The 16,798-nt window shown below is 66.5% G+C and carries 15 protein-coding genes; 5 read left to right on the top strand and 10 right to left on the bottom strand.

The features are described 5' to 3' along the window. Positions 1-62 precede the first annotated feature (62 nt). From Q0330_RS05990 to Q0330_RS05960, 7 genes are read right to left on the bottom strand one after another with little or no spacing between them, the layout of a single operon-like run. Positions 63-1,403: a sigma-54 dependent transcriptional regulator gene (locus Q0330_RS05990; RefSeq protein ID WP_299475908.1), complete on the bottom strand. Its 1,341-nt coding sequence runs from the start codon at positions 1,401-1,403 to the stop codon at positions 63-65. Then, positions 1,393-3,165, bottom strand: coding sequence for an ATP-binding protein (locus Q0330_RS05985; protein WP_299475906.1), 1,773 nt, complete (start codon positions 3,163-3,165; stop codon positions 1,393-1,395). Before Q0330_RS05985 ends, Q0330_RS05990 begins: the two co-directional genes overlap by 11 nt. A gap of 26 nt (positions 3,166-3,191) precedes the next feature. Continuing rightward, the gene (locus tag Q0330_RS05980; RefSeq protein WP_366518305.1) at positions 3,192-4,115 is read right to left on the bottom strand and encodes a 4Fe-4S dicluster domain-containing protein; all 924 of its coding nucleotides are present in this window, start codon (positions 4,113-4,115) and stop codon (positions 3,192-3,194) included. 59 nt (positions 4,116-4,174) lie between these two features. Continuing rightward, positions 4,175-4,930 (bottom strand): molecular chaperone TorD family protein, encoded by a 756-nt coding sequence (locus tag Q0330_RS05975; protein WP_299475903.1) that lies wholly within the window; start codon positions 4,928-4,930, stop codon positions 4,175-4,177. Then, positions 4,923-5,591 carry a 4Fe-4S dicluster domain-containing protein gene (locus Q0330_RS05970; protein ID WP_299475900.1) on the bottom strand — a complete coding sequence of 223 codons (669 nt, stop codon included), beginning with the start codon at positions 5,589-5,591 and terminating at the stop codon, positions 4,923-4,925. Before Q0330_RS05970 ends, Q0330_RS05975 begins: the two co-directional genes overlap by 8 nt. Before the next feature lie 15 nt (positions 5,592-5,606). Further along, on the bottom strand, positions 5,607-8,165 hold the full coding sequence (locus tag Q0330_RS05965; protein WP_299475898.1) for a molybdopterin-dependent oxidoreductase: 2,559 nt from the start codon (positions 8,163-8,165) through the stop codon (positions 5,607-5,609). 10 nt (positions 8,166-8,175) lie between these two features. Next, positions 8,176-9,795: a cytochrome c family protein gene (locus Q0330_RS05960; RefSeq protein WP_299475896.1), complete on the bottom strand. Its 1,620-nt coding sequence runs from the start codon at positions 9,793-9,795 to the stop codon at positions 8,176-8,178. Positions 9,796-9,863: 68 nt separating this feature from the next. On the opposite strand from Q0330_RS05960, the gene Q0330_RS19215 reads away from it, so the two are divergent. Further along, entirely contained in the window at positions 9,864-10,733 is an 870-nt protein-coding gene (locus Q0330_RS19215; RefSeq protein WP_366518307.1) for a DUF4573 domain-containing protein, read from the top strand. An 88-nt stretch (positions 10,734-10,821) separates the two neighbouring features. Here Q0330_RS19215 and Q0330_RS05950 read toward each other — a convergent pair whose 3' ends face one another. Continuing rightward, positions 10,822-11,127, bottom strand: a complete 306-nt coding sequence (locus Q0330_RS05950; RefSeq protein WP_299475890.1) for a hypothetical protein — start codon at positions 11,125-11,127, stop codon at positions 10,822-10,824. Between the two features lie 316 nt (positions 11,128-11,443). On the opposite strand from Q0330_RS05950, the gene Q0330_RS05945 reads away from it, so the two are divergent. Continuing rightward, positions 11,444-12,472, top strand: coding sequence for an Mrp/NBP35 family ATP-binding protein (locus Q0330_RS05945; protein WP_299475887.1), 1,029 nt, complete (start codon positions 11,444-11,446; stop codon positions 12,470-12,472). Positions 12,473-12,591: 119 nt separating this feature from the next. Further along, positions 12,592-13,485: a DMT family transporter gene (locus tag Q0330_RS05940; protein WP_299475885.1), complete on the top strand. Its 894-nt coding sequence runs from the start codon at positions 12,592-12,594 to the stop codon at positions 13,483-13,485. Here the strand turns inward: Q0330_RS05940 and Q0330_RS05935 are convergent. After that, positions 13,482-14,630: a deoxyguanosinetriphosphate triphosphohydrolase gene (locus tag Q0330_RS05935; RefSeq protein ID WP_299475883.1), complete on the bottom strand. Its 1,149-nt coding sequence runs from the start codon at positions 14,628-14,630 to the stop codon at positions 13,482-13,484. The genes Q0330_RS05940 and Q0330_RS05935 overlap by 4 nt on opposite strands. 69 nt (positions 14,631-14,699) lie before the next feature. Here Q0330_RS05935 and Q0330_RS05930 point away from each other — a divergent pair, with 69 nt between their 5' ends. Next, on the top strand, positions 14,700-15,026 hold the full coding sequence (locus Q0330_RS05930) for an iron-sulfur cluster assembly accessory protein (protein WP_299475880.1): 327 nt from the start codon (positions 14,700-14,702) through the stop codon (positions 15,024-15,026). A gap of 138 nt (positions 15,027-15,164) precedes the next feature. Here the strand turns inward: Q0330_RS05930 and Q0330_RS05925 are convergent, their stop codons facing one another. Further along, on the bottom strand, positions 15,165-15,842 hold the full coding sequence (locus tag Q0330_RS05925) for a hypothetical protein (RefSeq protein ID WP_299475878.1): 678 nt from the start codon (positions 15,840-15,842) through the stop codon (positions 15,165-15,167). A 76-nt stretch (positions 15,843-15,918) separates the two neighbouring features. Here Q0330_RS05925 and xth point away from each other — a divergent pair, with 76 nt between their 5' ends. Further along, positions 15,919-16,704, top strand: a complete 786-nt coding sequence (gene xth, locus Q0330_RS05920) for an exodeoxyribonuclease III (RefSeq protein WP_299475875.1) — start codon at positions 15,919-15,921, stop codon at positions 16,702-16,704. Positions 16,705-16,798 lie beyond the last annotated feature (94 nt).

Genomic DNA, 16,798 nt, shown 5'->3' with positions numbered 1-16,798 from the left:
TCACTTTATGGTTGTATTGACAAGATTGCAGATCGCTGCAAAGCGGTGGCTGGTGCCTTCTGTCAGGAACTGTCCTCGCCCCCGGATTTCAACAATCGGTAGAGGTTACGCTCCGAGATGCCTAGCGCCGCTGCCGTGCGTTGGCGATTGCCCTCGAAGCGGTCCAGAAGCAGTTGGATATAGGCGTCGCGCAGGGCTTCCAGTGTCGGCGTATCTGCGAAACGCAGGCTCACGCTGCGGCCAGAGGCATCGCCCGCCGTGCGCGGCGCCAGCCCCAGATGCGCGGCGGTGATCCGGGTTTCGCCCGCCGACATCATCACGCCCCGGTCCACGGCATTGGCAAGCTCTCGGATATTGCCGGGCCAATCATAGCTGCGCATCGCCTCCATCGCGTCGGGGGTCAGTTCCTTGGCCACGCCGCGCTGGAAGCTGCGGTCGGCAAGCAGGAACTCGACCAGGGCGGGCAGATCCTCGATCCGCTGGCGCAGCGGCGGCAGGTGCAGGGTGAAGCCCGAGAACTGGTAATAAAGCTGCGGCCTGAAGCTGCCGGCCAGTGCCGCTGCCTCCATGTCCGCGGCACTGGTGGCGATGATGCGAGCGCTGGAATGGATCTCGGCGGTCGAGCCATGCGGGCGATAGCTTTGCTGCTCGATCAGGCGTAGAAGCCGGCCCTGAACGGCGCCGGACAACTGGTCGATATCGTTCAGAACCAGCGTGCCGGGACCGGCGGCGGCGATCAGCCCTTCGATCAGCCTGCCGTCGCGGACCTTGCCGAAAAGTTCGGATTCCAGCATCTCGGCATGGCATTCGACGGCGACGATGCGGCCATTGCCGCGCGGCCCCTGCGCGTGGATCGCGGCCGCCGCCACCCCCTTGCCGGTGCCGGATTCGCCCTGGATCAGCACCGGCGCATCCGAGGCCGAAAGCAGTTCGACCATGCGCCGCAACTCCTTCATCCCGGGGCTGTCGCCGACCAGTTCGGGCCGGTTGCGGCGCTGCGCCTCGGCCTGCCAGAAGGCCAGATCGCGGCGCAGGGCGGCGGTCTCGAACACTTTGGACAGTGCCATCTGCAGGCCTTCGGCGGTGATCGGCTTCAGCAGGTATTCGCTGGCCCCGCGCTTCACCGCCTCGACCGCCTGGTCGATGGAGCCATAGGCGGTCAGCACGATCACCGGGCAATATTCGCGCAGTTCCGGCAGGAAGGTCAGCCCGTCGCAATCGGGCAGGCGCATATCCAGCAGCGCCAGATCCGGCGCCAGATGCCCCAGCTGTTCCAGCGCATCGGCGCGGCAGCCGACGCCCACGGCATGATGGCCAAGATCGCCCAGCTGGTCGCAGATCAGCCGGTTCAGGGTGCGGTCATCCTCGACGATCAGGATCGTATGGGCGCGGTCAGGGCACATGGGCATGGTCCGGGTCAGGGAAGGACAGGGTGAAGCGGCTGCCTTGGCCAAGCGTGCTTTGCACCGACAGGCTGGCATGGGCGCGCTCGGCGATGGCGCGGGTGATGGCAAGGCCGAGGCCGCGCCCGCTGGACCGGTCGGCGCGGCGCGACCAGAAGGGCATGAAGATGTTCTGCAGGTTTTCCGGCGCGATACCGAGGCCGGTATCGGTAATCGCAAGCTCGACCCGTTCGCCCGCGCGCCGGGCCGAAAGCGTCAGCAGCCCGCCTTCGGGCATGGCGTGGAAGGCGTTCAGCACCAGATTGGTGACTGCCATGCGCAGGTCGGAATCGGCGATGAGCACGCGCAGATCGGCGGGAATGTCGATCTCGATACGGACCTGCATGGTCTGGGCCTGAAAATCCAGCAGCCGCGTCACCGCGCCGATGGCGGGGGCGAGGTCGATCAGTTGCGGCTCTCCGCTGGCCGGGCTGCCGAGGCGCAGCAGGCTGTCGGTGATCTGCAGGCTCTTGTCGATCTCGGCGCGGATCAGATCGAGATATTGCAGCGCCCGGTCGGTCCGGTCCTGCGCCAGATCGCGGTTCAGCGTCGACAGCGTCAGCGCGATGGAACTGAGCGGGTTGTGGATCTCGTGGGCCACGCCCGTCGCCAGAAGGCCGATTTCCGACAGCCGCTCGGTCTGCGAGACGCGGACCTGTTCGTCCAGATCGCGGATCGCCTCGACCACCAGCCCGTCCATGGGCGCGGCCGAGACCTCGACCGCCATGGCGCTGCCATCGGGGCGCCGGTGCTGGTCGCGGAAGGTCAGGCGGCGGGCGGTCTGCTTCATCTCGGCCACCGGGCAGGTGACCATGGTCCAGGGGCAGGGCGTGTCGCGGCCATGGCTGGAGCGGTGGCAGAACTGCCCGACGATCTGATCGAGCGGCAGGCCCACCTGCGCCGCATAGGCGGCATTGGCGCGGCGGATGCGGAAATCCGGGCCGATCACGCGGATGCCGTCGGGAATGGCGTCGATCAGCGATTGCGACATCCGCTCGGCCCGGATCAACTCGGCCTGGCTGGTCTCGATATGGCCGGCCATGCGGTTGAAGCTGTGGCCCAAAGCGGCGATCTCGTCCCGGCCACGGGGGGCGACCCGCGCCGACAGATCGCCCGAAGCCATGGCATCGGCGGCGCGAGCCAGTTCGGCCACCGGGCGCACGACGATCCGGCGCAGCCCGAAGGCAAGTGCGACCGAGGCCGCCAGCGTCGCCAGCCCACCCAGAAGGACCAGCCCGAGGGCGCCGGTCAGCGCCTGCCGAAACAGGCCGTGATCGTCGTAATCGACCACCAGCGTCCCGTTCAGCGGGTGCTCGGTCACCTCGCCATGGCAGGACCGGCAGGCTTCGCGATTGGGCACCGCGACCTCGGACCGGCTGCTGCCGCGCGCGGGCGCGGCATCGGGCGGCAGGATCTGCCCGATCAATGCCGGGTCCGAGGCGAAGCGGATCTCGCGCGCCGGGTTCAGGATCATCACCCGGTCGATGCTGGGCTGTTGACCCAGCCCGGTCACGATGGCGGTCAGGCCGGGGATGTCGCGCTTCAGCATGGCGTTTTCCAGCGCCGCATGAAGCAGGCTGCCGACCTGGGAGGCCGCATGTTCCTGCTCGGCCCGAAGGCGGTTGGTGTAGAAGCCCACGACCAGCAGCAGAAGCACCGTCGAGACGGCAATCAGCGTCCCGCCCAGAAGCAGGATCAGGCGCAGCCAGACGCGCTGTTGCAAGCGCGCGATCAAGCCGTTTCCAGCCGTCAAGGAAGGACCTGGAACAGCTTCTTGTGATGCCCGCTCGCCGCGCAGACCGGGCAGAGACCGGATGCGGCGCGCCGGCCCGAGGCAGGAACATGGGCGCTCACGCCACAGGCGCGGCAGGAGAATTCGACAAGGGCAATCTCGGGCGGATTGGGATGCATGGCAGAAACCTCGACCGCGTGATCGGCGCAGATATCTTCGCAGAGCAGGCAGCCCGTGCAGGCTGCGGCAGCGGTCCCATAGCGCATTTTTCCGTCGCTGTCGTTGATCAGGGTCAAAACGCCCTCGGGACAGAGGTTCACGCAGGCATCGCATCCGCTGCAGGCATTGGCGTCGATGACCGGGGCAAAGGCGAAGACGGAATCGCGGCTTTGCAGGCTTTGCAATGGCGGTGTGGCGGCGCTTTCGTCGCGCAGGGGCGCGGTGATCGCGCGCAGCAAAGCGCGGCGGGCGGGAACAGGGCCGTCCTCGGCCCGGCGCGACCAGAGCTTCAGGTCGGGGGCGCCGGCCTCGACGATCTCGATCCCGGGCAGGCCATGGGCGCGGGCGAGGGGGGCGAAATCCCCGGCCATGCTGGCGAGGTGGCGCGGGGTGCTTTCGGGGCAGGTGTCGCAATCGCCGGTGGCGATGGCGATTTCGCGGATGCCGGCAAGCGCCCAGGCGGCGAAATCGTTCAGTCCGGCGCGGTTGATGCAGACCGGCGCCGGGCGGCCGCGTGCGGCGGGATGGCGGGCGCAGACCGCGATCAGGCGGCGGCCGTCCGTGACCGGCTCGGGCGCGTCCAGTGTGATGGCGCGGGCCGGGCAGATGCCGGCGCAGGCCCCGCAACCGGAACAGGCCCCCGCATCGAGCGCGATGCCGCCGGCTTCATAGGACAGGGCGTCATGCGGGCAGGCGGCAATGCAATCGGCGCAGCCGGCCAAGGGCGACAGGCTGTGGATACAGGCCGCGCGGTCGATTTCTGGCAGGGGATGGGCGCGATCTACCAGCTTTCGGCGACTCCGGGGATATAGAGCTGTTGCTCGGGGGCCTTGGGATTGGGCTTGTCGCCCGGCAGGGGCGCGATATCGGGGGCTATGCCGGTGATTTCGGTCAGAAGCTCGCGCAGCATCCGCAGATAATCGTCCAGAAGCGCGCCGCTGACCGCGATCAGCGGGGTGGCGGCGCGGCTGGCCAGTTGGCGACCGAATTCCGGCGCCCAAGGCAGCAGGTGCCGGTCCATGAAATGGGCCGCGTCATGGCTGGCCTCGGGCGTGGCGAGCGTCAGCAGGTGCTGGACGAATTGCAGTTCATGCACGAGGTGATCGTCCGAGCGGATGCGCCAGTTCGGGGTTTCCAGCCCGTAATGCGCATACCAGTCGCGCACCGCGAACATCGGTTCCTGCCGCTCCAGCCGCTCCTCGGTCATCCAGACCGAACCGTTGGGCGACAGCCGCCGGCCATGGGTCAGGAAGCAATCGGCGTAATCGGCGGCCAGTTCGTCCAGCATGTCGGGATCGGTGGGATCCTCGATCTCGGCAAGCGTGGCATCGAGGACGCGGGCGATCTCGGCCCCGGTCTCGCCGGGCAGAAGGGCCGCGAAGAAGCCGCCCGCGCCCATGGAGTTCAGCCCGGCGATCAGATCGGCATCGGCTTCCCGGTCCAGAAGCCGGATCAGAAGGCCCATGCCCTCGGCCACGGGCGTCAGCATTTCGGCCGCGCCCGGAGGCAGGGGGGCGAGGGGCGCGGCTTCACTCATCGACCCGGCCCTTGCTATGGGCCACGAAGCGAATCGACGGGTTGGTGAGATCCGGGTCGGCCATGCTGCGGACCTGACGGACCAGATCCTCGTTCGGGCCGACGGCCTTGGTCTCATAGGTGCCGGCGTCGATCTCGGACAGGGGGCCGACATCGAGCACCCGCATCATGCAGGCGGCGACGCAATAGGGTTTGCGCCCGGCCTCCAGCTCGTCGATGCACATGTTGCATTTCTTGACGAGGTTGTCCTCGGGGTCGAATTGCGGCGCGCCGAAGGGGCAGGCGGCCTCGCATTTGCGGCAACCGATGCAGAGCGTCGAGTCGATGTCGACGACGCCGTTATCCTGCCGTTTCCAGATCGCGCCGGTCGGGCAGGCCGGAAGGCAGGCCGGTTCGGCGCAATGGTTGCAGGACATGTTGATCTTGAAGGCGAAGACATTCGGGAAGACCCCGCCCTCGATATACTGCACCCGGCGGAAGCGCGGCCCGGCGGACAGGCCGTTCTTGTCCTTGCAGGCCATTTCGCAGGCCCGGCAGCCGATGCAGTCCACATTGTTGTGGATGAAGCCCATCTGCAGGTCGGGCACGACCGGCGTATAGCCCTCGCGCTTGATGCGGGCGGCGTTTTCCTTGATCCGGGCCTTGTCCAGCTTGTTGGCCATGATGCGCGCCTCCCCTCAAAGATCCCGGCGGAACACATGGCTGCGCGCGGTGGCGAGCTGGTCCCATCCGGGGCGGTGGTCGAGATTGGTCTTGCGAATGTCGCAAAGCACCGTGTTATAGGCGAAGGCGCCGGCCGGGGACGGCTCGTCCAGGGTCAGGAAATCCGGGTTGCCGGAGCGGTCCTTGCCATTGCCGTCGATATCCATCCAGGCGCCCTCATGCAGCACCGCCACGCCGGGCATGCAGCGCTCGGTCACATAGACCGGCACGATGCAGCTGCCGCGATCGTTGAAGACCTCGACCGTATCGCCCATCGAGATCCCCAGTCGCTTCGCGTCCGAGGCGTTCATCGTCACCTCCTGGCTGAAGGTCTCGCGCAGCCAGGGGATGTTGTTGAAGATCGAATGCGTCCGCCAGCGTGGATGCGGGCTGATCAGGTGGAAGGGATGGGTCGCGGTCTTGGGCGAATTGAGGCTTTCCCAGGGCTCGATCCATTTCGGGATCGCCGGGATCGGATAGCCGTATTGCGTCCGCGTCCAGTCGGTAATCTGGGCCAGCTGGCCCGAGAAGATCTCGATCTTGCCGCTGGCGGTCTGGAAGGGCACACCCTGTTCGACCTGGGCGCGGAAGGCGACATGCGGCTCGGGCAGGATGAACTTGTAGACGCCGCGCTGCTTGAAGGTTTCCCAGTCGATCTCGGCGCCCTGGTGATCCTGCACCTTGTGCCACCAGTCCTGAAGATAGGCCTCGTCCACGGCGGTGGGGTCGTTGAAGTAATCGCGCGTGGCCTTGGGGTTATAGCCCGGCCCGAAACCCAGCCGCCAGGCAAGCTCGGTAAAGACCTGCAGATCGGTCTTCGATTCTCCGAGCGGCTGGATCACCACCGGGCGGTGGATGTAGTAATGTCCCTTGTACCAGGGCAGGGCCACGTCGTGACGCTCGAAATGGGTGGCGATGGGCAGCAGGTAATCGGCCCAGATGCCGGTCGGCGTGATGGTGCTGTCCATGCAGACCAGCAGGCTCTCGCCCTCGCCATAGCTGTCGAGCCGGCGGATGGCGGCGATTTCCTTGTTGATATTGGTCAGCTGGTTGAACCAGTCCGAGCCTTGCCAGAAGATCCCCCGGATATTCGGGATCACCCCGTCGAGCTGGTCCTGACGCGGCCAGAGCCCGGCCTCCTGCCGGGTGACATTGGGATAGTTCAGCACCACATGCGCCCAACGGTCCGACTTGATCGAGGCCCACCAGAGGTTCGCGTTCTGGTCATAGGGATAGGCCACGCCTTCCGCGTGCCAGGCCTTGCCGACGCCCTCGGCACAGCCGCCGAGCACGCCGATATTGCCGGTCATCGCCTGAAGGGCGGCGGCCATGCGGTTATATTGCTCGCCGTAAGCGTTGCGGCCCGGCGCCCAGCTTGCCTTCAGCGCGGCGGGCTTGGTCGTGGCATACATTTCGGACAGTTTCCTGATATCCTCGGCGGAGACGCCGCAGATCTCGGCGGCCCATTCCGGGGTTTTCGGGACGCCGTCGCTGACGCCGAAGATGTAATCGCGGAAGCTTTCCTGTCCCTTGGCCCAGTCGGGCATGGTGCCGGGGTCCATCCCCTGCACGAAGCGGTCGATGAAGTCCTGATCGTGCCAGCCCTGATCCCAGATGTGATAGGCCATGCCGGCCATCATCGCGGCATCGGTATTCGGGCGGATCGGGATCCACCAGGCGTCATAGGCCGCGGCGCTGTCGGTATATTGCGGATCGATCAGCACGAATTTGCAGCCGCGCTGCTTGGCCATGCGCATGTAGTAGAAGGTATTGCCGCCGTGGAAGGTATAGGCCGGGTTCCAGCCCCACATGACGATCAGCTTCGAATGGGCGAAGGTGTCGTCCTCGTTGCCATCCTCGATGGTGCCATAGGTGATCCGGCTTGAGAATGTCGTGCCCTGATAGGACGGCACCGACCAGGAGTTGGTCCGGCAGCCGAACATGCCGAGGAAACGGGCCAGAAGCCCCTCGATCTGGTCCGACTTGTGCAGCACGCCATAGGAGGCACCGGCATAGGACTGGTCCAGAAGTGCTGTCGGTCCGTAGGTCGTCTTCAGATAGGTCATCCTCTGGGCGATCTCGGTCAGGGCCTGATCCCAGCTGATGCGCTTGAACTTGCCCTCGCCGCGCGCGCCGACCCGCTTCATCGGGTAAAGCAGCCGTTCCGGGCTGTAGAGCCGCGAGCGATAGGAGCGCCCGCGCAGGCAGGCGCGCAGTTGCGGCTTCTCCTCGGTATCGGTGCCATAGGCATCGCCTTGATAGGTGCCGTTATCGGTCGACAGCCGCACGATCACGTCGCCCTTCTTATGCGCGACCAGCATGTGCCGGCTGCCGCAGTTATGCGCGCAGGAGGTGACGACGGTCTCAAGCTCGTCATCGGTCGGATAGGGCTCATAGGCGAAGGCGCCGGCGCGGCGGGGCAGGCTGCCGACCACCAGGGTCGTGGCCGCCGTGGCCGAGGCCGATTTCAGGAATTGCCGGCGGGTCGGGCTGACGGCGCGAAGCCAGTCTGCAATGCGGTTCTGCAGGGTCATCATGGCCTCCTTACTGGGCAGGCGCGTTGTCGGTGCGCTGGAAGCGCGGGTCGCTGGCGGTCGGGCGCTCTGCCGCCCATTCCGGCACCTCGGGATCCATGCCGGGCCACGGATGGCGCGGATAGGGATAGCTGATGCGATACCAGGCGCGGCCACCGTGACAGCCGTAACAGGTGTCCGATCCGGCTTGCGCGAGATCCTCGATCCCGGCGGCCTTCAGATAGGTCACGTTGTGCCGGTTGGTGCGGAACAGTTCCTGGTGGCAGGACAGGCAGCCATTGGCCAGCGTCGGATCGTCGCTCGACTGGTCTTCCATATCGGCGCGGATCTCGGGCCAGGGACCGCCGAGGCCCATGATGTTCTCCGGGTCGGGCATGGCACCGTGGCAGAGCAGGCAGGTTTCGGACGGGTTCACCATCTTGCGCAGGGTGAATTCTGGCGTGGCCGGATCGGCGCTGAAGGCGGCGCGCAGCGGCATCATGTCCGGGCTTTCCTCGCGTGGGTCATTGCCGCGATGGCAGAAGTTGCATTGCAGGTTCATGACCTTCTGCGCCAGCGGGCTGTCGAGGTGCCGCCAGTGGAAATCCGACTGGCCGGTGCCGGCTTCGGGCACATAGGTGTCCAGCGTCTGATACCATGCCAGCGCCTCATCGGCCTTCAGACCGGCCGGCGATTCCGCGCGGACCTGGTGGTCTAGCACCTCCTGGTGACAGGTCAGGCATTCGCCATTGGTCGCGGTTTCGATCTGCGGCGGGAAATGGATCGGATGGAAGCGCGCCCGCTGGTAATCCATCGCGCGGCTGTCGGCGGTCAGCGCCGCGATCCGCGCCGCGATGACCGAGAAATCGTCCGCATCCGAACCCGGCGGGTCGGTATGGGGGATCTGGGCCGGCTCGCTGCTGTTGGCCTCGGCGGTATCGGTGGCCGGTGCCTCGGCGGTGTCGGCTGGCGCGTCTGCCGGCGTGTCAGCGGGGGCCTCGGCCGTGGCATCGGTCGCCGTTTCGGTCGTGGTTGCCGCAGCGACCGCGAAGGGCAGGGCCTCGGCCGCGACCGGGCTGTCGGATTGCGCCGCCATCCAGGCGATCAGGTTATGGCGGTCCTCGGGCTTGGGCAGGCCGGCAAAGCTCATCGTGGTGCCGGCGATCACGTCGCGCGGCTTGGCCAGGTATTCGTCCAGATGTTCGGGCGTCCAGGTCTCGGCATCATGCGACAGCATGGCGTCGGAATACTTGAACCCCTCGGCATGGGCGGTGCTGCGATTGACCACGCCCCAGAGGTTCGGCCCGACGCGGTTGGCACCGCCCTTGTCGATGGTATGGCAAGAGGCGCATTTCTTGAACACCTTCTCGCCCGCCGCGAGATCCAGCGTCGCTGCGGGCGCGGCGGCGGCTTCGGTCGGGGCTGCGTCGGTGGCTGCGGCTGCGGCTGCCGCCGTGCCGAGATCGGGGCCGCCTTCGGTTTCGGCGGCGCTCTCGGTCCCGGTGGTGCGGGCGGAAGCGGTCGAGACGAATTCCGGCAGTTCCTCCGGTCCCCTGACAATGAGGGTGACGATCACGAAGAGTGCGAGCACCCCTGTCGATGTGAACAAGGCAAAGGCGATATAGCCCAAGGCTGATTCAAGCCGCTTCATTGTCCTGCTTTCCCTGGCGAAGGCTGAGGAAGGACGGCGGAGACCGCCGTCCCAAGGGTCATTTACAGATGGTGGGGATCAGTTCCCCGACATGCCGTCCATGCCGGACATTCCCGACATGCCGTCCATGCCGGACATCCCCGACATGCCACCCATGCCGCTCATCCCCGACATGCCACCCATGCCGGACATTCCGCCCATGCCCGGGTTGCTCCAGATGGTGCAGACCCAGCCGGCCTGATCACCGCCCATGCCGGACATGCCGGACATGCCACCCATGCCGGACATCCCCGACATACCGCCCATGCCGGACATCCCCGACATGCCACCCATGCCGCTCATCCCGGACATGCCACCCATGCCGGACATCCCGGACATGCCACCCATGCCGGACATTCCCGACATGCCACCCATGCCGGACATTCCCGACATACCGTCCATGCCGGACATCCCCGACATGCCGTCCATGCCGCTCATCCCGGACATGCCATCCATGCCGCTCATCCCGGACATGCCATCCATGCCGCTCATCCCGGACATGCCGCCCATGCCGCTCATCCCGGACATGCCGCCCATGCCGGACATCCCTGACATGCCGCCCATGCCGGACATCCCGGACATGCCACCCATGCCGGACATCCCCGACATGCCACCCATGCCGGACATCCCCGACATGCCGCTCATCCCGGCGGGGGCGCTGGCATAGGCCGGATGGGTCCACTGAACGCAGACGACTTCGGTCGAGCCGCCCATGCCGGACATGCCGCCCATTCCAGACATGCCGCTCATCCCGGACATGCCACCCATGCCGGACATTCCCGACATGCCGTCCATGCCGGACATCCCCGACATGCCCTGAGCACCGGCGACCGACATCAGCGCGCCCGTGCAAAGGAACGCGGCGAGGGTCGTTTTCAGAAACTTGGTCATCGCGTTAATCCTCCTAGAGTTACGCGTCTCGCACGGGCCCATCCCGTGGCAAACGCTGCCTTCCGACGCGGTCTGCGCCGGAAACCGTGATGCGGCCTAGTCGTTGTGCCAGCCGCGAATGTCATAGGGGCGATGCGCCCCGGCATGGATGAAGGGCGTCCACCAGGCGCCCTGGTCCTGAAGGAAGTGCAGGCTGTCGGGATAGGGCTGCGACACGCCGTGAAGCGCCGTCCGGAACCAGGCTGCATCCTTGGTATATTCGGTGATGACCGGGGCTTCGGGCGGCCGCGCCGAAGGGGCGGTGCCGGCGATGAAGCCCGTATGTTCGGCGGGCGCCTCGACCTCCTGGGCAAGCACGGGTGCGGTGGCCAGAACGAATGCGGCGACAATCCGGATCATCATGGAAATGCCTCTCGAATAAGCGCGGTCAAAGGCCCGAATGCCCCCGAACCGGCATGGTGAACATATCGGCTGCGGCGCTGATTCCTAGACAAAATCTAATTATAACAAATATTTAGAGAAAAATTTGACCTGACATCATGTCAGGGTTGCGGGACCGTCGTGAAAAAAGCCCGTCTTCCCGTGGGGGTGGCGCATGACAATTTGGCAGAACGGCTGTCAGTCCGCCCGACTGCGACATAATGTCCTTGTTTCGCAGCCGTTGACGCGGGGACAAAATCGTCCTTCACAGGTCGCAAGCATCATCGAGGAGGAGCGCATGGACCGCCGAATCGAAACCGAGGTGAAGGCCGCTCTGGCCGGAATCGTCCCGCTCGGCGCGCTGCGCGCCCTGCAGGTGAATGCGGGCGAGGTGAGCTTCGTGCTCGACGCCGAAAACGTGCCGCTGCCGGAAAACGCCGCCGATCTTGCCCGCGCGGCGGTGGCCGGGATCGAGGGCGTGCGCGCCGTCAAGGTCGGGCTTTCGGCGCCTGCGCCGGCACCGGAATTCGCCGCAGCTGCGGGGATCGAGGGCGTGGCGGCCATCGTCGCCGTGGGCTCGGGCAAGGGCGGGGTCGGGAAATCGACCGTGGCGGCCAATCTGGCGCTGGCGCTTGCCGATCTGGGGTATCGGGTCGGGCTGCTGGATGCCGATATCTATGGTCCGTCGCAGCCGACCATGCTGGGCGCGACCGGCCGCCCGGTGGGCCGCGAGGAGAAGATCGTGCCGCTCTCGGCCCATGGTATCCGCTGCATGTCGGTGGGGATGTTGATGGACCCTGGCAAGGCCCTGGTCTGGCGCGGGCCGATGCTGGTCACCGCGATCCGGCAATTGCTGCATGACGTGATCTGGGCGCCGATGGATGTGCTGGTGGTGGACCTGCCGCCCGGCACCGGCGATGTGCAGATCACGCTGGCCCAGACGGTGCCGCTGACCGGGGCGGTGATCGTGACCACGCCGCAGGACGTGGCCCTGATCGACGCCCGCCGCGCCATCGACCTGTTCGAGCAGACCGGGGTGCCGGTGATCGGGCTGATCGAGAACATGTCCAGCCATATCTGCACCCGCTGCGGGCAGGAGGATGACGTGTTCGGCCATGGCGGCGGCGAGGCCGAGGCGGCCTCGCGCGGGATCCCCTTCCTTGGCGCCCTGCCTTTGAGCCGTCCCCTGCGCGAAACCGGCGATGCCGGCGCCCCGATCCTGCGCGCCGCCCCCGACAGCCCCGAGGCTGCCCGTTTCCGCGAGGTCGCGGCCGGGCTGGTGAAACAGCTTGACGGTGCCGGTCAACCGCTTTCACGAACCCAGTGACGCTGCGCCATTGGCGGAAGCGGGCTTGGTAATCGCCCGAAGCTCGTTTAACGCGAGCCATGGGGGCCGGGCAAACGCGGGTCCATCGAATCGACCCATGTGAGGCGCGGAGGAACCTGTTGCCCGTTTACGAGCTTGCCGCCCTCGGCGCGGCCATATCCTGGGCTGCGACCGGGTTGATGGTCACCCCGCCGCTGACCCGGCTGGGGCCCTTTGCGTTCAATTTCTACCGGCAGGGCTTTACCGCGCTTGTGCTGGCGCTGATCGTCGGGCTTGGCGGGTCCTGGCATGGCTCGACCTGGGCGCAGGTCCTGCCGCTGATCCTGTCGGGCTTTGTCGGGATTTTCCTGGGCGATACGGTGCTGTTCACCTCAATCGCGCGGATCGGGCCGCGCCGGGCCGGGGCGCTGTTCGCGCTGAATGCGCCGATTGCGGCCGTGCTCGGCTGGGCGGTGCTGGACGAGGCGCTCAGCCCGATGGCCTGGCTGGGCGTGCTGCTTTGCGCGGCGGGCGTGGGGCTGGCGGTGCTGGGCCGGCCCGGGCGCAGCGGCGGCCACGCGTTCGAGGCCGTGCGCGGCAGCCTGAGCATGGGCATCCTGCTGGGCGTGGCCGCCGCACTGGCGCAGGCGGTCGGATCGCTGATCGCCCGCCCGGTGATGGAGCAGGGCTTCGACCCCTTCACCGGCAGCATGATCCGGGTGGCGACCGCCGCCGTCGGGCTGTCGGTGCTGATGGCGCTGCCGATCCCGGCGCTGAAACCCAAGGGTCGGCTGGACATGCGGCTGTTCCTGCTGCTGGCCGGATCCGGCATCCTCGCCATGGTGATCGGCATGTCGCTGCTGCTGTTTGCGCTGCAGGGCGGCAAGGTCGGCATCGTCTCGACGCTCTCGGCGCTGTCGCCGGTCTTCATCCTGCCCGGGTTGTGGATCGTCACCGGCGCCCGGCCGAGCGCCACCAGCTGGGCCGGCGCGGCCATTGCCGTGATCGGCATGGGGCTGATCTTCCTGCGCTAGCTGCACAGCCTTTCCCATTCCGCCATGGCAAAGCGGTCGGTCATCCCGGCGGTGTAATCCAGGACGATCCGCGCGCGTTCGGTTTCCGAGGCCGCGAAAGCCTCGGGGCGCCAATGTTCGGGCAGCATCTCGGGATTGGACATGAACAGCGGAAACAGCTCGTTCAGCATGGCGGTGACCAGCTTGCGTTCGACCACCACGGAAGGCGCGCGATACATGCGCGTGAACAGGAACAGCTTGATCGCCTTCAGGTTCTGATAAAGCGGCTTCGAGAAGCGGATGATCGGGCCGTCCATCTGCCGGATCTCGTCCACCGATTTCGGTTGCAGCGAGGTCAGCCGGTTCTGGGCCACGGCGATCACATCCTCGACCATGACCCCGAAGACGCGCCGCAGGGCCTCGTGCCGGCGGCGGTCGGGGTCGAGGCCGGGATGCTTTGCATCGACCTCGGCGAAGGCCGGGCCGACGACCGGCAGTTCGGACAGATCGTCCTCGGTGAACAGCTCGGCGCGCAGGCCGTCATGCAGGTCGTGATGGTTATAGGCGATATCGTCGGCCACCGCCGCCACCTGCGCCTCGGCACTGGCATTGGTGTGCAGTTCCAGATCCCATTGGGCGTTCACTTCGGCCAGGGCATAGGGATAGGGGGCCTCGACCGGGCCGTTATGCTTGGCGATGCCCTCCAGCGTCTCCCAGGTCAGGTTCAGCCCGTCGAAACCGGCATAGTGACGTTCCAGCCGGGTGACGATGCGCAGGGCCTGCGCGTTGTGATCGAAGCCGCCATAGGGCTCCATCAGGGCCGCGAGCGCATCTTCTCCGGTATGGCCGAAGGGCGGATGGCCGAGATCGTGGGCAAGCGCCACGGCTTCGGCCAGATCGGTGTTCAGATCCAGCGCCCCGGCGATGGTGCGCGCGACCTGCGCCACCTCGATCGTATGGGTCAGCCGGGTGCGGAAGTAGTCGCCGCGATAGGCGTCGCCTTCCTGTTCGACGAAGACCTGTGTCTTGTGCTTCAGCCGCCGGAAGGCGCTGGAATGGATGATCCGGTCGCGGTCGCGCTGCCAGGGGGAACGGAAGCTCGACAGGTTTTCCGGGTGAAGCCGGCCACGGCTGTCTTCGGGATGGCAGGCATAGGGCGCGGTCATGCGGGTTCCTTGCAGGGCTTACGGGCGAACCCTATATTCCGGGAAGGAATTGCGAAACAGGAACGCCCCATGAACCTGCCCCCTTCTGTCACCGAACGCGCCTTTGCCCGGCTGGCCGAGATCAATGACGGCGCCGAGGCCCCGCAGGCCCTGCGCGTGGCGGTCGAGGGCGGCGGCTGTTCGGGCTTCCAATACGACATCCGGCTGGATGCCGAGGCCGAGGACGATCTGATCCTGGAAGGTCAGGGTCAGCGGGTGCTGGTCGATCCGGTCTCGCTGCCGTTTCTGGCCGGTGCGGTGATCGACTTTGCCGACGAGTTGATCGGGGCGCGTTTCACTATCGACAATCCGAATGCGGCGTCCTCCTGCGGTTGCGGGACCTCGTTTTCCATCTGATTTTTGCCTGATGCCGGCGCTAAGCGGAGAGCGACTGCCCGGGGGGGCGCGAACGCGCCCGCCATGGGGCGGGCAGGCGCGTGGCTGCCACTGGCGTGGCAGCCGGGCTGAGCGGCGCTGATCTGTCCGTCCCTGGATTTATTCGCAAAGCACAGACCGCAATCTGACCGCGCCGTGGCGCGGCCCAAGCGGATTCACCATGCGATCCTCGAACGGGTGATCCGGCCGCGCCGGGTTCAGCCGTGACGGGTCGTCCTGCGTCAGCCGGTCGGTCCGCTCGGGCGGGGCCATGCGTTCGGGCAGGGCGGTCCGGTTTGCCTGCACATTGTCGCCGGGCCGATCAAACAGGTCGGGCGCCCAATAGGCGACGCGGCAGATGGTGCGCGGCCCGATATGGGCGATCTCGACCGTATCTCCATCCGTGGACAGGGTCAGGACATGGCCATGCAGCGCGCTGTCCCCGGCGAAGAAGCGCAGGGTTTCGGGCCATTCGCTGTAAAGCGTGGCGGGGCCGAACAGCGCGTCTTCCCCCTGCCAGTCGGACCCCGAGGCGAAGCCGATCCGCCAGTCGCCGGGCGGCACCAGCAGCCGGAAGAACTCGCCGCCACGGATATAGCCGGTCATCGCCGGGGCCGCGCCGTCAGGGGCGGTCAGGAAAACGACATGATCCAGCCCGGCCTCGCTTTTCACCTGCAGGGGCAGGGTGGCGGGCAGACCGCTGTCGTTGCGGATCAGGCCGGCGGGCGGGCGCGCCATATCCTGGGCCCGAAGGGCAGGCGCGCAAAGCAGCAGGATCAGGGTAAGGGCAAGGCGCATCGCGGCCTCCTTCACGGCAGTCTAGACCCCCGGCATCGCCTTGCCAATCGCGCCGGCCCGGCACATGATGCCGGCCATGAAAATCGCAAGCTTCAATATCAATGGCATCAAGGCCCGGATCGAGGCGCTGAGCGCCTGGCTGACCGAGGCACAGCCCGATCTGGTCGTGCTGCAGGAAATCAAGACCGTCGATGAGGGCTTTCCGGCCCAGCATTTCGAGGACATGGGCTATAATGTCGAAACCCATGGCCAGAAAGGGTTCAACGGCGTCGCCATCCTGTCGAAACTGCCGCTGGAAGATGTCATGCGCGGCCTGCCCGGGGATGAGGCAGACGAGCAGGCCCGCTATATCGAGGCGACCGTGGTGGGTGACCGCGCGGTGCGCATCGCGGGCCTTTATCTGCCCAATGGCAACCCGGTTCCGGGGCCGAAATACGACTACAAGCTGGCCTGGATGGAGCGCCTTCGCGCCCGCGCGGCCGAGCTTCTGAAAACCGAGATGCCGGTGGTGATGCTGGGCGATTTCAACATCATACCAGAGCCGCGCGATGCCGCCGAGCCGGGCGAATGGCTGAAGGACGCGCTGTTCCTGCCCGAGAGCCGCGCCGCCTTTCGCCGCATCGCAGCGCAGGGCTGGACCGACGCGCTGCGCATCCGCGACCCGTTCGGTCGGCGCGGCCCCTTCACCTTCTGGGATTTTCAGGCCGGGGCCTGGCGGCGCGATAACGGCATCCGCATCGACCACCTGATGTTATCTCCGCAAGCCTCTGACATCGTGAATGAATGCGGTGTGGATCGGGATGTCCGTGCGGGCGAGAAGCCCTCGGATCACGTTCCGGTTTGGGTCGATTTGTCGGCATAGGCATAACCTCTAATTCGCGGATAGCTGTCATCCCGCGTTTACAAGTCTTAATGATCGTTTATTGTTCTTCGCAGTTGCAGAAACTTGGGGGACG

Origin of the sequence: uncultured Paracoccus sp., assembly GCF_937873615.1 — a bacterium.
Lineage (GTDB): Bacteria > Pseudomonadota > Alphaproteobacteria > Rhodobacterales > Rhodobacteraceae > Paracoccus.
This window is presented reverse-complemented; position numbering and strand designations above follow the sequence as displayed.

What these genes read in the sequence shown, in the direction of transcription:
- Q0330_RS05990 (WP_299475908.1), bottom strand. Translation starts at nt 1,403, where the DNA reads ATGTGCCCTGACCGCGCCCATACGATCCTGATCGTCGAGGATGACCGC.
- Q0330_RS05975 (WP_299475903.1), bottom strand. Translation starts at nt 4,930, where the DNA reads ATGAGTGAAGCCGCGCCCCTCGCCCCCCTGCCTCCGGGCGCGGCCGAA.
- Q0330_RS05970 (WP_299475900.1), bottom strand. Translation starts at nt 5,591, where the DNA reads ATGGCCAACAAGCTGGACAAGGCCCGGATCAAGGAAAACGCCGCCCGC.
- Q0330_RS05965 (WP_299475898.1), bottom strand. Translation starts at nt 8,165, where the DNA reads ATGACCCTGCAGAACCGCATTGCAGACTGGCTTCGCGCCGTCAGCCCG.
- Q0330_RS05960 (WP_299475896.1), bottom strand. Translation starts at nt 9,795, where the DNA reads ATGAAGCGGCTTGAATCAGCCTTGGGCTATATCGCCTTTGCCTTGTTC.
- Q0330_RS19215 (WP_366518307.1), top strand. Translation starts at nt 9,864, where the DNA reads ATGGTGGGGATCAGTTCCCCGACATGCCGTCCATGCCGGACATTCCCG.
- Q0330_RS05950 (WP_299475890.1), bottom strand. Translation starts at nt 11,127, where the DNA reads ATGATGATCCGGATTGTCGCCGCATTCGTTCTGGCCACCGCACCCGTG.
- Q0330_RS05945 (WP_299475887.1), top strand. Translation starts at nt 11,444, where the DNA reads ATGGACCGCCGAATCGAAACCGAGGTGAAGGCCGCTCTGGCCGGAATC.
- Q0330_RS05935 (WP_299475883.1), bottom strand. Translation starts at nt 14,630, where the DNA reads ATGACCGCGCCCTATGCCTGCCATCCCGAAGACAGCCGTGGCCGGCTT.
- Q0330_RS05930 (WP_299475880.1), top strand. Translation starts at nt 14,700, where the DNA reads ATGAACCTGCCCCCTTCTGTCACCGAACGCGCCTTTGCCCGGCTGGCC.
- Q0330_RS05925 (WP_299475878.1), bottom strand. Translation starts at nt 15,842, where the DNA reads ATGCGCCTTGCCCTTACCCTGATCCTGCTGCTTTGCGCGCCTGCCCTT.
- xth (WP_299475875.1), top strand. Translation starts at nt 15,919, where the DNA reads ATGAAAATCGCAAGCTTCAATATCAATGGCATCAAGGCCCGGATCGAG.